Genomic DNA, 13845 nt, shown 5'->3' with positions numbered 1-13845 from the left:
GACGGTTTTTCGCGCGCACTAGGTAGGCTGACGTGTCGTGAACAGCCCGAACGTTCCCCCTTCGAAACCTGTGGCCGCGCCCGTGGTGGGCATGGTCGGCGCGGGCCAGCTGGCGAGGATGACGCAGCAGGCCGCGATCGCGCTCGGCGTCGACCTGCGCGTGCTCGCGAACACCCGTGACGAGAGCGCCGCCAAGGTGATCGTGGACACTCACCTCGGCGACTACCGCGACCTCGCCGACCTCCGGGAGTTCGCGAAGGGGTGCGATGCCGTCACCTTCGACCACGAGCACGTGCCGACCGAGCACATCCGGGCCCTGGCCGCCGACGGCCACGCCGTACACCCCGGGGCGGACGCCCTGGTCCACGCGCAGGACAAGGCGGTCATGCGGGAGCGGCTCACCGCGATCGGCGCGCCCTGCCCGGCGTGGGCCCGGATCGAGGACCTGGCCGGTGTGGAGGCGTTCGCCGAGGAGCACGGCTGGCCGGTCGTGCTGAAGGCCGTTCGCGGCGGCTACGACGGCCGGGGCGTGTGGGTCTGCTCGTCCCCGGAGGAGGCGCGCGAGGCGCTCGCCACGGGCGTGGACATGCTGGCCGAGGCGTTCGTCCCGTTCGAGCGGGAGATCGCCGTGCTGGTCGCCCGGTCCCCGCACGGCCAGGGCGTCAGCTATCCCGTGGTCGAGACCGTGCAGAAGGACGGCATCTGCGTCGAGGTCATCGCGCCCGCGCCGGACCTGGGCGAGGAGGAGGCGGCCGGCGCCCAGCGTGTCGCGCTCACGATCGCCCGCGACCTCGGCGTGACCGGGCTCCTCGCGGTCGAGATGTTCGCCACGAAGACCGGGCTCGTGGTCAACGAGCTGGCCATGCGCCCGCACAACAGCGGCCACTGGACGATCGAGGGGGCCCGCACCTCGCAGTTCGAACAGCACCTGCGGGCCGTGCTCAACCTGCCGCTCGGGTCGCCGTCGATGACCGCGCCGGTCGTCGTCATGGCCAACCTGCTCGGCGGCCCCGACCCCGACGTGTACTCCCGGTACGAGCACGTGATGGCCAACGACCCGGGCATCAAGATCCACTTCTACGGCAAGGACGTCCGGCCCGGCCGCAAGATCGGGCACGTCACCGCCCTCGGGACCGACCTCGACGAGGTGCGGGCCCGCGCCCACCACGCCGTCACCTGCCTGAGAGGACCTGTGGATGCCTGACGTCGGGATCGTCATGGGGAGCGACTCGGACTGGCCGGTGATGCGGCAGGCCGCCGAGGCGGTCGCGGAGTTCGGCGTGTCCTTCGAGGCCGACGTCGTGTCGGCGCACCGCATGCCCGCGGAGATGATCGAGTACGGCTCCCGCGCCGCCGGGCGCGGGCTGAAGGTGATCATCGCGGGTGCGGGCGGCGCGGCCCACCTGCCGGGCATGCTGGCCTCGGTCACCCCGCTGCCCGTGATCGGGGTCCCGGTGCCGCTGAAGTATCTGGACGGCATGGACTCGCTGCTGTCGATCGTCCAGATGCCCGCCGGTGTGCCCGTGGCGACCGTCGCCGTCGGCGGGGCCCGCAACGCGGGGCTGCTCGCCGTACGGATCCTGGCGGCGTCGGACGAGGGGCTGCGGCGGCGGATGGAGGAGTTCCAGGCCGCCCTGCGGGACCAGGCGCACGCCAAGGGCGAGCGGCTGCGCGCCGAGGCCGCGCGACTGAGCGAGTAGCGCTCGTCTCCGCGACAGGGGTGCTGCCGGAGGACGCTGGCGGGCGACACGGAAGGCGACGGAGAACCGTCCCACCGATCTCATGGTCGGTGGGACGGTTTCGAGACTGGGCTCAGCAGTTCGCGATGTCCTGGCCGGTGTTGTCCTTGGCTTCGTCGTTGCCCCATTTGGCGAGGTAGTACGCGGAGACGTAGGCGCCCCGGCCGTTCTTGCCGGGGTTCGTCCGGTCCAGGTCGGTGCGCAGCCACCAGTGGTTGAACTGGTTTCCCTGCCGGACTTCGGCACCCCAGACCCGGCAGTACACATAGTTGGTGCCCTTGTTGAGGGTGCCCTGCGGGTCGTTGGTGTTCGGTTCTCGGTAGCCGGTCGCGTCGGCGAACGTGTCGACCCAGTATTTCCCACCGGTTCCGGGAGCGCCGCCGCCCCCGAGCACCCGCGGCCGGTAGGCGTGGAACTCGCTGCCCGGCTTCAGCCCGTAGGTGAGGACGCGGTGGTCGGTCCCGTAACCGCCGCGCTGCTCGTACGCCCAATAGGACGTGCGCGCGGGGTTCGCCCACCGTTCGAAGATCACCACATGCCGGGTGTTGTTGTCGCCGGTGGCGTCGATCACGAGATCGCCGGGAGCAGGTCGGCCATCGCTATCGGGCTGCTCACCGCCGGCGAGGCGAGCGCCACGGTGTTCGGTCCCGGAGGGTTGAGCCCGAGCGCCATCGAGGCGTAGCCGGAGCAGTCCGTGCGGTAGCCGTTGTGGTACTTGCCCTGGTCGTACGGCACTCGCTGCGGTGTCCCCGGGTTCCAGGTCTTCGCCCGGTCGATGACCCTCTGCCTGGCGTCGTCCGCCGTGGGGGTCCGGGGCAGGCCGGGAAGGCTGGAGTGAGCCAGGGCCGTGGCAGCCGTTGCGGGGCAGAACCCCACGCAGACGGCCGCGGCGGCGAGGGTGATCACGGTCTTCCCGCGGAAGCGCCGCGTTCTGCTCGATGTGTTCACGCTGTTACTCCTGCGTCTGTGTGCGGCCCGCATCCTTCAGATGCAGAGAGTAACCACGTGAACGCGCAATGTCAGGTAAGGGTTCCGGCCGCCACCTCTGCCGACGCCTGAGGGGGTCGATTTCGCCGGAACCGGGATCAGGGGCGGCCGAGGGCGCGGTAGTCCCAGCCGGCGTCGCGCCAGGTGTCCGCGTCGAGCGCGTTGCGGCCGTCGACGATCGCGCGAGCGGCGACGGTCCCGCCCAGCTCCTCGGGGTCGAGGGCGACGAACTCCTGCCACTCGGTGAGCAGCAGCACCACCTCGGCCCCCCGGGCGGCCTCCAGCGCCGACCCGGCGTACCCGAGGTGCGGGTGGGCCGCCCGCGCGTTGGACAGGGCGACCGGGTCGTAGATCGTGACCTGCCCGCCCTGCTCTGCGATCTTCACGGCCACGTCGAGCGCGGGCGAGTCGCGGATGTCGTCGGAGTTGGGTTTGAACGCCGCCCCCAGCACCGCGACCTTCCGGCCGTCGAACGCCCCGCCCAGGATGTCGCGGGTGAGGTCGACCACCCGGGTGCGGCGGCGCATGTTGATCTCGTCGACCTCGCGGAGGAAGGCGAGCGCCTGGTGGGCGCCGAGCTCGTCGGCCCTGGCCGTGAACGCCCTGATGTCCTTCGGCAGGCAGCCGCCGCCGAAACCGAGGCCGGGGTTGAGGTATCTGCCGCCGATCCGCTCGTCGTACGACAGGGCCTGCGACAGCTGCGTGACGTCGCCGCCGGCGGCCTCGCAGACCTCGGCCATGGCGTTGATGAACGAGATCTTCGTGGCCAGGAACGCGTTCGCGGCCGACTTCACCAGCTCGGCCGTGGGGAAGTCGGTCACCACGATCGGGACTTCGCCCAGGGGCGCGTAGACGTCCCGCAGCACCTTCTCCGCCCGCTCGGAGGCGACCCCGAGCACGATCCGGTCCGGGCGGAGTGTGTCCTGCACGGCGAAGCCCTCACGCAGGAACTCGGGGTTCCAGGCCAGCTCGACCTGCATCCCGGCGGGCGAGAGCCGTACGAGCTTGTCCGCGAGGCGCTCGGCGGTGCCCACCGGCACGGTGGACTTGCCCACGACCAGGCACTCGCGGTCGAGGTGGGGGGCCAGCGACTCGACGACCGCGTCGAGGTAGGAGACGTCGGCGGCGAACTCGCCCTTCTTCTGGGGCGTTCCCACGCAGATGAAGTGGACGTCGCCGAACCTGGCCACCTCCTCGTAGGAGGTGGTGAAGCGCAGCCTGCCCGAGTCGAGGTTGCGGCGGAGGAGCTCCTGCAGGCCGGGCTCGTGGATCGGCAGCTCGCCGCGCTGCAGCCGTTCGATCTTGCTCTGGTCCACGTCCAGACCGAGCACTTCGAAGCCCAGTTCGGCCATGCACGCCGCGTGCGTAGCACCCAGATATCCGGTCCCCAGCACGGTGAGGCGGTACGGCACGGCATGCTCCCCTCTTACCGACTCTTTGTGATCTGGCATGGTACCGGCCCAGTCAACTGCCCTGGGAACCACCTGGGCAAACCGGAGCCTTGGCCCCCACGGTACGGCTCCGGACGTGCCCGGTCGATGTCAGGCCACCACTTCCTCGCCCCTGTCAGGGCGTTCTGTCAAGAAGGGGATCGTACTGACTGGTAACTTTCTAGTCGGACGTCCTAGTATCGCGCTATGAGCTTCCCTCTCTACGCCCCCGCTGAGGAACATCTCATGCTCCGGGAGACGGTCCGGGCCCTCGCCGACGAGAAGATCGCCCCGCGTGCCGCGGCGGCCGACGAGAACGAGGAGTTCCCCTGGGAGGTCTACAAGGACCTCGTCGCGGCCGACCTGCACGCCGTCCACATCCCCGAGGCGTACGACGGGGCGGGCGCCGACGCGCTCGCGACCGTGATCGTGATCGAGGAGGTCGCGCGCGCGTGCGCCTCGTCCTCGCTGATCCCGGCCGTCAACAAGCTGGGCACCGTGCCACTGCTGCTGTCGGCGTCGGAGGAGCTCAAGCAGCGCTACCTGACACCGGTCGCCCGCGGGGAGGCCATGTTCTCCTACGCCCTGAGCGAGCCGGAGGCGGGCTCGGACGCCGCCGCGATGACGACCAGGGCCGAGCGCGACGGCGACCACTACGTGCTCAACGGCACCAAGATGTGGATCACCAACGCGGGCGTGTCGCAGTACTACACGGTCATGGCCGTGACCGACCCCTCGGCCGGCGCCCGGGGCATCTCGGCGTTCGTGGTGGAAAAGGACGACGAGGGCGTCTCGTTCGGGCCCAAGGAGAAGAAGCTCGGCATCAAGGCATCGCCCACCCGCCAGGTCATCCTGGACAACGTCCGCATCCCCGCCTCGCGGATGATCGGCGAGCCGGGCACGGGGTTCAAGACCGCCCTGGCCACGCTCGACCACACCCGCATCACGATCGCCGCCCAGGCGCTCGGCATCGCCCAGGGCGCGCTGGACTACGCCCTCGGGTACGTCAAGGAGCGCCGGCAGTTCGGCCGGCCGATCGCCGACTTCCAGGGCCTGCAGTTCATGCTCGCCGACATGGCGATGAAACTGGAGGCCGCCCGCCAGCTCACCTACGCCGCCGCCGCCAAGTCGGAGCTGGCCATGAACGGCACCCCGGTCAAGGACCTCACGTTCTTCTCCAGCGCCGCCAAGTGCGCCGCCTCGGATGCCGCCATGGAGATCACCGTCGACGCCGTCCAGCTGCTGGGCGGGTACGGCTACACGCGCGACTTCCCGGTCGAGCGGATGATGCGCGACGCCAAGATCACCCAGATCTACGAGGGCACCAACCAGATCCAGCGCATGGTCATGGCCCGCCAGCTCCTCAAGTAGTCCTCGAAGAGCGGATCCTCGCCTTGCGGGCCCATCGGGGGCCGTCAGGCCAGGCGAACGGCCGCGGGGGCGGCCACCGGGTGCCCGACAGGCGGGAGGCGTGGTCACTCCTACCTCTGCTGAAAGGGTCGAACCAGAAGAATCCGGGGCAAATGTGATCCCAATGTCATAAAGATCCGCGATCGTGGAGGGGTGCGAACGTGGCTCGGTGATCAGGTGAGGAAACGGCTGGGCACGTTCGGCCTGATCGTGCCCTCGATCGCGCAGTGTGCCGTGGGCGCGGCGCTGGCCTGGATCGTCGCCGTTCATCTGCTCGGCCACGCCCATCCCCTCTTCGCGCCCATCTCTGTGATGATCTGCGTGGGTCTGGGGTTCGGGCAGCGGCTGCGCAGGGTGGCCGAGCTGGTGGTCGGCGTCAGTCTGGGCGTGGGCATCGGCGACGTGTTGGTGTCCTGGATCGGCTCGGGCCCCTGGCAGTTGGCGCTCGTGATCGCGCTGGCGATGACCATCGCGGCGCTGCTGAACACCGGTGAGCTGTTCGTGTCGCAGGTCGGGTCGTCCGCGGTGCTGGTCACCATGCTGGTGCCGGGCGAGGACGCCGGTGGACTGGACCGGATGGCCGACGCGCTCACCGGCGGCGTCATCGGCCTCGCCGCGGTCGCGCTGCTGCCCGCCAGCCCGCTCACCATCGCGGGCAGACATCTGTCCGGCGTGCTGGACGCCTTCTCCACTGTGCTGGAACAGGCGGCGGAGGCGATCGAGAAGGGCGATATGGAGCTGGCCGCCGAGGCACTGGAGTGCGGGCGCAGGACCCAGACCGCGGTCGAGGATTTCGCGGCGGCGCTGGAGAACAGCAAGGAGATCATCAGGATCTCGCCGCTGCGCTGGCATCACCGGGCCAGACTGGCCAGGTACACGACCGCCGCCGTGCCGGTGGACCTGGCGCTGCGCAACGCACGGGTGCTGGTCCGCCGGACGCTCGCGGCGATGGGGGAGGCGAGCCCGCCGCCGGTCGCCCTGGCCGAGTTGCTGCGCGAAGTCTCGGAGGCGGCGCTGCTGCTCCAGCTCGAACTGGGCGCCGGGCGCGAACCGATGTTGGCCAGGCAGGCGTTGCTCGCCGTCGCCGCACGGGAGCGGCCCAAGAACCTGGGCTTCTCGGCGAACGTCATCATCGCGCAGCTGCGCTCCATCGCCGTCGACCTGCTCGAGGCGACCGGCATGGATCACGACGCGGCCTCGGCCACGCTGACCCCGCTGGACGAGCTGAGCGACGAGAGCATGCGCGGCTGAGATCGAACGCCCTGCTCACCGTCGCCCTCAAGGCCCTGCAAACCAGTGGCACTGGATCGCCTCAGCGGCCCGCTCGGGAAGCGGCACGACCCTCCGGGAGCCGGCGCGTCCCACGCTCCGCCGCCTGGTTGGTCGTGCGCGCTCCGAGGCGTCAGAGGTTCAGGCCGGGACGTTGGCGCATGCGCCCGTCCGTGCCGAGTTCAAGGACCGTGTCGATCCCGATCCGTTCGAGGAACGTGAAGTCGTGGCTGACGACGAGGAGGGCTCCGCGGTAGGCGTCGAGTGCTTCCGCGAGTTGCTCGACGCTGGCGATGTCGAGGTTGTTGGTGGGTTCGTCGAGGATCAGCAGCTGGGCGGGCGGCTCAGCCAGAAGGAGCTTCGCGAGCGAGACCCGGAAGCGTTCGCCGCCCGAGAGCGTGCTGACCGGACGGTCGGCGCTGTCCCCGCGAAGTAGCAGACGGGCGAGCTGGTTGCGGATCGTTCCGGCCGGCGTGCCGGGAGCGACCGACTGCACGTTCGCGATCGCGCTCGCGTCCTCGTCGAGCCCGTCGAGGCGCTGGGGCAGGTAGCCGACGAGATCGGTCAGGAGTCTTCCGTGTGCTCGGCCGGGAGCCGGCGTTCCGCCGTGGACGAGCTGTTCGACCAATGTCGACTTCCCGGCACCGTTCGGCCCGACGAGAGCGACCCGCTCCGGTCCCTGGACAACCACGGTGCGGTCTTCGTCGTGGAACTCGGCGAGGCGGCGGCCACGCGGTACGTCGGGGTCGGGAAGCGTGAGATTGATGTGCTCGTCCTCGCGGACGCGTGCGTCGGCGGCGTCCACGGCGGCCTGGGCGGACTGGATTTTGTCGTCGAGGGTGGAGCGCAGCGCTCCGGCGGATGCCTGCGCCCTGCTGGCCCGGTTGCCGGCCAGGATCTTCGGGATGCCTCCGTCCTTCTGCGTCTTCTTGGCGGTGCGCTCCCTGCGGGCGAGCTTGGTCTCGGCCTCGACCCGCTGGCGTTTCTCGACCTTGAGCGCCTGCTGGGCCGAACGAGCGGCCTGGACGGCGGCGGCCTGCTCCTGTTCCAGGTGCTCCTTCCACGCGCTGTAGGGGCCACCGAAGGTGTCGAGGTTCCCGGCGTAGAGCTCGGTGGTGTTCTCCATGTGCTCCAGTAGTTCGAGGTCGTGGCTGACGACGACGAGGGTCCCGGGCCATTCGTCCACGAACTCGGCGAGCTTGGCTCGGGTGGGCCGGTCAAGGTTGTTGGTGGGCTCGTCGAGCAGCGTGATCGGAGTGCGGCGGACGCGCAGGCCGGTGATGGCGATGAGCATCGCTTCTCCGCCCGAGACTTCGGCGATCCGGCGGTCCAGATCTGTGGCGGCGAAGCCGATCTGGTGCAGCGCCTCGTCGGCTCGCGCCTCGATGTCCCAGTCGTCGCCGATGGTGTCGAAGTGCCGCTCGTCGACGTCGCCGGCCTCGATCGCTCGGATCGCCGCGAGGACGCCGTCGATGCCGAGGAGCCCGGCGATGGTCGTCTCCTGGTGGAGGGTGAGCGTCTGCGGCAGGTAGCCGACCTCGCCGATCGTGTCGATCTGGCCGGCTGTCGGGGTCAGGATTCCGGCGATCAGCCGCAGCAGGGTCGACTTCCCGGCGCCGTTGCGGCCGATCAGGCCGGTGCGACCGGTCGTGAACGTGCCGTTGACGCCGGAGAGCGCGACGCTGCCGTCGGGCCATTCGAATGTCAGGTCGCGGAGGGTGATGGCGGACTTGGTGGACATTGTCGGTGGTTCTCTTCTCTCTACCCGTCACGGCGGGACGGGCGCACGACGGTTGCGAAAGCCGGCGAAGCTGACAGGGGCAACCGACCTCTGGCCAGGCGTCAGTGTGGTGACGGAGTCGATCCCGGCGGCGGGGAAGCCCGCCGACGTGCGACACCGGACGGGTCCGCTGCCGGAGCGGAGAGAAGCCGGAGGGACGACGAGATCGACATCACGTGCGTTCGCGGGCACAGACTCATGACCGAGGCCGGTGCGGTGCGAACGTGCCGGCGGGGTTCACGCAGGAAGGTCAACGCCATGAATCGGCGAGCCGACGGCCCTGCGGGGAGAGAACAGTCATCACCGATGAGGGAGCGATGCTCACCACAGGTGAAAGCCACCGGCAGTTCGGTGGCTAGATTCTGTCGACCTCGATCTCCATGACCCGGATGCTAGCAGTCGCGAAGGGCCGCTCGTCCGGCGGGCGGGTACAGGATCAGCCCTTTCGGCGCTCAGGCCGCCGACGCCGGAGCCGCCCCCGGCCCGCCCACCCGCACGGCCGGCCCGCAGAGACGGGGGAGGAGATGGGGTGGAGGGTCCCGGCTGGTGAGCCCGCGTGCTGGGCTACTGTTTGGTTAGCTAGACCTTCACGGCTACATCCAGGGTGTTTCCGGGATGATCAGCTTGAGAGCGTGGCATCACTGCTCCGTCAAAACCCGTGTCACCACCGTGGCGAGCGCCGTCATGGCGGTGGTCTGCGTCTGCGCCACCCTGCTGCTGTCGATGGCCGCTCCCGGGGTCGCGCGCTACGACAGCCCGGCCGCACTGGCTGGACTCGTCGGTGGGTCACTTCTGCTGATCACGGCCACCGCCGTCGGGACGTACTGGCTGATGAGCAGGACCCTGCGGCCGGTGCGCGCCATCAGCGGGAAACTCGCCACGATCCGGGCGTGCGACCTGAGCGAGAGGGTTCCGCTGCCGAGCCATCACGACGAGTTCATGGAACTCGCGCAGACCACCAACCAGACGCTGGAGCGGGCCCAGGTGGCGATCCAGGACCAGTTGCGGTTCGCCTCGAACACCTCCCACGACCTGCGCAACCCGCTCGCGGCGATGCGTACCGAGATCGAGGAGGCGCTCATGGGGCGGGAGGAGACCGACTGGGTGGAAACCGCGGGCAGGCTGCTGGAGTCCGTCGAGCGGCTGCAGGACCTGGTGGCCAACCTGCTGGAGATCTCCCGGCTTGACGCGGGCGTCGTCGGCCGGCACGACCTCCTCAACCTCGCCGTCCTGGTGGACGGCGAGCTCGACCATCGCAACAGCAAGATCAGGGTGGTCAGGAGGCTCAGTAGCGGCGTGATGGTCTACGGAGAGCGGATCGGTCTCACCCGGCTGCTGCACAACCTCTTGGACAACGCCGAACGCCACGCCCGCTCCACGGTCATGGTCACCGTCGAGCACCGGGGCGACGCGGCGGTGCTGGAGGTCTACGACGACGGGAGCGGGGTGCCGCGCGAGCAGCGGGAGTTCATCTTCGAGCGCTTCGCCCGCCTGCAGGAGGCGCGTGCCAAAGACACCGGCGGCAGCGGTCTGGGCCTGCCGATCGCCCGGCAGATCGCCGAAGACCACGGCGGCACCCTCACCCTCGAAGACAGCCCGTCCGGGGCACGGTTCGTCGCGTGCTTCCCCCGGCCGGCCGCCTTGGCGGGGGGTGGCAGGTGACGCGCGGCCCGATACATCGCGGCGTGTAGCCGTCGTATATCCCGTGTCCCGCGGCGGTTCCTAGCGTGGAGGGCGACCCGACCGCCCGAACCGGGGATGAGGACGCCCGTGGCCTATCTCTACGCCTTCTGCCGACTGCTCACGGGGATCGTCTTCCTCATGTCCGCGGTGAGCAAGCTGCGCGGGCGGGCGGCGTACGAGGAGTTCACGGTGGCCACCCGCGCCCTCGCGCGGCTGCCCGCCCGGCCCGTCGCGGCGCTCGTCGTCGCCGCCGAGGTCGCCGTCGCGCCGCTGCTGGCCTGGGGGCCCACCGTGCTCGCCGGCTTCTGCATCGCGCTCGGGCTGCTCGTGGCCTTCACCGTGGCCATCGTCGTCGCCCTGCGGCGCGGCAGGCGGGTGCCCTGCCGCTGCTTCGGCGCCTCCGCCGTTCCGGTGGGCCCCGGTCATCTCGCGCGCAACGCCGTGCTCGTCGTCGCGGCGGGGGCCGGAGCGGTCCAGGCCGGGACCGGCGCCGTCCCCGCCGGCCTCGGGCCGGCCGGGCTCGCCGCGGTCGCCCTGGCGGCCGGAGCCGCGGCGGTCCTGCTGTCCGCGACCGGCGAGATCGCCGGTCTCTTCACCAGTACACCCTGACGGAGGTAGTCCCTCATGCCGTTCCTGACAGCGCTCGTGCTGGGCGTCGGCGTGCTGTGCCTGATCGACCTGGTGCTGACGGTCGGGGTGATCCGGCGGTTGCGGGCGCACGAAGAGATGCTGTCGGCGAGACCGGTGGGGTCCCCGCCGATCGTGCTCCCGCCCGGGGCGATGATCGGCGGCTTCTCCGCGGTGAGCACCGACGGCGTCCACGTCTCCCACGAGACGCTGACCGAGCCGGTCCTCGTCGGCGTCTTCTCGCCCGGCTGCTCCGCCTGCGAGGAACGCCTGCCGCAGTTCGCCGAGCGCGCGCGCTCCTTCCAGGGAGGGCGCGGCAACGTGCTCGCCGTGCTCGTCGGTACGGAGGAGGAGGTGGCGGACGAGCGGCGGGTGCTGGAGCCGGTCGCCCTGGTGCTGATCGAGGAGTACGGCACCGGCCTGACGAAGGCGCTGCAGGTGAACGGCTTCCCGTCCGTCGCCCTCGTCGACGAGCGCGGGAGGGTCGTCGCCAGCGGGACCACTCTCGAGGACCTCGACAAGATCCCCGCGCACGCGTGACGGCGCAGATGCGGGGCCTGGCCGGAGTGCGGGCGGTGGTCACCGCTCTCGGCATGGCCTGGCGGGCGAGCAGGGGGCTGACCACCGCCTTCGCCGCCCTCAGCACGCTCATGGCCGCCCTGCCGGTGACGACCGCCTGGTGCACCAAGCTGGTCCTCGACGAGATCGCCGGCGGCCGGCCCAGGATCGGCGTGACGGCGGCCCTGGGCGTCGCGCTCGCCGGGTGCGGGGTGCTGACGGCGCTCGGGCCGCAGATCGTCCAGTACGTCAGGGACGAGAGCGGGCGCAGGGTCGGTCTCGTCGCCCAGGACCGCCTCTTCCGGGCCACCGAGCGGTTCGTCGGCCTCGCCAGGTTCGAGGACCCCGCGTTCCTCGACCGGATCCGGATGGCCCAGCAGTACGGCGGGGCGACCCCGGGCATGGTGGTCTCCGCCGCCCTGGGCACCGCCAGGACGGTGATGACCGGTGCCGGGTTCCTCGTCTCCCTCGTGACGATAAGCCCGTGGACGGCCGTCCTCGTGGTCGGCGCCGCGGCGCCGTCTCTGGCCGCGGAGCTCTGGCTGTCCCGGCGGCGTGCCGCGATGCTGTGGGGCATCGGTCCGGTCGAGCGCCGCGAGTTCTTCTTCGGCGAGCTTCTCGTCAACGTCCGGGCGGCCAAGGAGCTGAGACTCTTCGGCATCGGGGCGCACCTGCGCGGGCTGATGAACGCCCAGCGGCGGGCCGCGAACGCCGAGCGGAGCCGCACCGACCGGCGCGAGCTCGGCGTCCAGGCGATCACCGGGACGGCGGCGGCGCTGGCAGCCGGGGGCGGCCTGCTGTGGGTTCTCGTCTCCGCCGCGAACGGCACGGGCGGGATCGGCGACGTGGCGCTGTTCGTGGCCGCCGTCGCCGGAGTCCAGGCGGCGGCCGGCGGTCTCGTCATCGAACTCGCCACCGTGCATCAGCAACTGCTGCTGTTCGGCCACTACCTCGCCGTCCTGGACGCCGAGCCGGACCTGCCGGTCCCGGCCCGGCCCCGGCGAGCCGGCCCGCTGCGCCGGGGGATCGAGCTAAAGGACGTGTGGTTCCGCTACTCGCCCGGCCACCCCTGGGCCCTGCGCGGCGTCAGCCTGACCATCCCGTACGGCGCCGCGGTGGCGCTCGTCGGGAGGAACGGTGCGGGCAAGAGCACCGTGGTCAAGCTCCTGTGCCGGATGTACGACCCGGAGCGCGGCTCGATCCTCTGGGACGGGATCGATCTCAGGGAGATGGACCCGGCGGAGCTGCGCGCCCGGATCGGGGCGGTGTTCCAGGACTACATGGAGTACGACATGACCGCGGCCGAGAACATCGGCCTGGGCGATCTCACCGCGATGGACGACCGGGGCAGGATCGAGGCGGCGGCGCGGCGGGCGGGCGCGCACGACGCCGTGAGCGGTCTGCCCCGGGGATACGACACCATGCTGTCGCGTGTCTTCGCCGACCTCGCGGACGACTCCGCGGAGGACGGCGGCGCCGGGGCGGGCGTCCACCTGTCGGGCGGGCAGTGGCAGCGGCTCGCCCTCGCCCGCGCCTACCTGCGGGGCGAGCGGGATCTGCTGATCCTGGACGAGCCCAGCTCGGGCCTCGACGCCGAGGCGGAGCACGAGATCCACCAGAGCCTGAGGGAGCACCGCCGCGGGCGCACGAGCGTGCTGATCAGCCATCGGCTCGGCGCCGTGCGCGACGCGGACCACATCGTGGTCCTCGACGGCGGGCAGGTCGCCGAGCAGGGCACGCACGCCGGGCTGCTGGCGCGCGGCGGGATCTACGCCCACCTGTTCACCCTGCAGGCGGAGGGATACCGGCAGCGGGAGGAGCGGGACGCGGACGCCCCGCACGACCGGCTCTCGGGGGCGCGATGACACCGGTCCTGCTCGTCCTCCTCGCGACGGCGCTCTCGGCCGCCGCCGTCACGGCGGTCAGGCGGACCCTGCGCGTCGTCGAGGTTCAGGGGGAGAGCATGGAGCCCGGTCTGTGGCCCGGCGACCGGGTCCTCGTGCGGAGGCTGCGGCCCGGCCGGTCCGGCCGGCGCGTCCGGCGCGGGGACATCGTCGTCATCTCCCGCGTGGGCCCGGGGGAGGGCATCGTGCTCGACGGCGGCACGAATCTGGTGATCAAGCGGGCCGCGGCCGTGGCCGGGGATCCGATCCCTCCGGGATTCGAGGCGTTGGGAGAGGCCCTGGGAGAGGTCCACGTGCCGCCGGGGCGGCTGCTCGTCCTCGGGGACAACCCGTCGCGGAGCACCGACTCCCGGCAGTGGGGGCTCCTCCCCGAGAGCCGGATCGCGGGTGTCGTGCTCCGGCGGCTGAACGCGTGAATCGCGAAATTCCGCCGCGAACAATCCATACAAGCGTCGGTG

At 71.0% G+C, this 13845-nt stretch carries 13 protein-coding genes; 9 read left to right on the top strand and 4 right to left on the bottom strand.

All coding sequences use genetic code 11. The features are described 5' to 3' along the window. Positions 1–37 precede the first annotated feature (37 nt). On the top strand, positions 38–1204 hold the full coding sequence (locus ABZ857_RS01190; protein ID WP_357035518.1) for a 5-(carboxyamino)imidazole ribonucleotide synthase: 1167 nt from the start codon (positions 38–40) through the stop codon (positions 1202–1204). Continuing rightward, positions 1197–1700 (top strand): 5-(carboxyamino)imidazole ribonucleotide mutase, encoded by a 504-nt coding sequence (gene purE, locus ABZ857_RS01185; protein ID WP_357035515.1) that lies wholly within the window; start codon positions 1197–1199, stop codon positions 1698–1700. The genes ABZ857_RS01190 and purE overlap by 8 nt, the downstream gene beginning before the upstream one ends. Before the next feature lie 112 nt (positions 1701–1812). On the opposite strand, the gene ABZ857_RS01180 is transcribed toward purE, so the two are convergent. The 3 genes from ABZ857_RS01180 to ABZ857_RS01170 all read right to left on the bottom strand — a co-directional run bounded on the left by ABZ857_RS01180 (position 1813) and on the right by ABZ857_RS01170 (position 4138). Beyond that, positions 1813–2310, bottom strand: coding sequence for a hypothetical protein (locus tag ABZ857_RS01180; RefSeq protein WP_357035512.1), 498 nt, complete (start codon positions 2308–2310; stop codon positions 1813–1815). Further along, positions 2307–2687 carry a hypothetical protein gene (locus ABZ857_RS01175; RefSeq protein WP_357035509.1) on the bottom strand — a complete coding sequence of 127 codons (381 nt, stop codon included), beginning with the start codon at positions 2685–2687 and terminating at the stop codon, positions 2307–2309. The genes ABZ857_RS01180 and ABZ857_RS01175 overlap by 4 nt, the downstream gene beginning before the upstream one ends. A 137-nt stretch (positions 2688–2824) precedes the next feature. After that, a complete protein-coding gene (locus ABZ857_RS01170; protein ID WP_357035506.1) occupies positions 2825–4138 on the bottom strand; it encodes a UDP-glucose/GDP-mannose dehydrogenase family protein in 1314 nt (437 codons plus the stop codon). A gap of 225 nt (positions 4139–4363) precedes the next feature. Between ABZ857_RS01170 and ABZ857_RS01165 the strand changes: the two genes are divergently transcribed. Further along, positions 4364–5527, top strand: a complete 1164-nt coding sequence (locus ABZ857_RS01165; protein WP_357035503.1) for an acyl-CoA dehydrogenase family protein — start codon at positions 4364–4366, stop codon at positions 5525–5527. 216 nt (positions 5528–5743) lie between these two features. After that, positions 5744–6817 carry an FUSC family protein gene (locus ABZ857_RS01160; protein WP_357035500.1) on the top strand — a complete coding sequence of 358 codons (1074 nt, stop codon included), beginning with the start codon at positions 5744–5746 and terminating at the stop codon, positions 6815–6817. A gap of 151 nt (positions 6818–6968) precedes the next feature. Here ABZ857_RS01160 and ABZ857_RS01155 read toward each other — a convergent pair whose 3' ends face one another. Beyond that, positions 6969–8576, bottom strand: coding sequence for an ABC-F family ATP-binding cassette domain-containing protein (locus tag ABZ857_RS01155; protein WP_357035498.1), 1608 nt, complete (start codon positions 8574–8576; stop codon positions 6969–6971). 654 nt (positions 8577–9230) lie between these two features. On the opposite strand from ABZ857_RS01155, the gene ABZ857_RS01150 reads away from it, so the two are divergent. The 5 genes from ABZ857_RS01150 to ABZ857_RS01130 all read left to right on the top strand — a co-directional run bounded on the left by ABZ857_RS01150 (position 9231) and on the right by ABZ857_RS01130 (position 13803). After that, complete coding sequence (locus tag ABZ857_RS01150; RefSeq protein ID WP_357035495.1) at positions 9231–10277, top strand: HAMP domain-containing sensor histidine kinase; 1047 nt, start codon at positions 9231–9233, stop codon at positions 10275–10277. 108 nt (positions 10278–10385) lie between these two features. After that, positions 10386–10907, top strand: coding sequence for a MauE/DoxX family redox-associated membrane protein (locus ABZ857_RS01145; RefSeq protein ID WP_357035492.1), 522 nt, complete (start codon positions 10386–10388; stop codon positions 10905–10907). Positions 10908–10922: 15 nt separating this feature from the next. Then, positions 10923–11465, top strand: coding sequence for a hypothetical protein (locus tag ABZ857_RS01140; RefSeq protein ID WP_357035489.1), 543 nt, complete (start codon positions 10923–10925; stop codon positions 11463–11465). After that, positions 11462–13348 (top strand): ABC transporter ATP-binding protein, encoded by a 1887-nt coding sequence (locus ABZ857_RS01135; protein WP_357035486.1) that lies wholly within the window; start codon positions 11462–11464, stop codon positions 13346–13348. The genes ABZ857_RS01140 and ABZ857_RS01135 overlap by 4 nt, the downstream gene beginning before the upstream one ends. Then, positions 13345–13803, top strand: a complete 459-nt coding sequence (locus ABZ857_RS01130) for a S26 family signal peptidase (RefSeq protein ID WP_357035483.1) — start codon at positions 13345–13347, stop codon at positions 13801–13803. Before ABZ857_RS01135 ends, ABZ857_RS01130 begins: the two co-directional genes overlap by 4 nt. Positions 13804–13845 lie beyond the last annotated feature (42 nt).

The sequence above is a fragment of the Microbispora sp. NPDC046933 genome (assembly GCF_040644635.1).
GTDB lineage: Bacteria > Actinomycetota > Actinomycetes > Streptosporangiales > Streptosporangiaceae > Microbispora.
The sequence above is the reverse complement of the archived record's forward strand: the minus strand, read 5'-3'. Positions and strand labels throughout refer to the sequence as shown.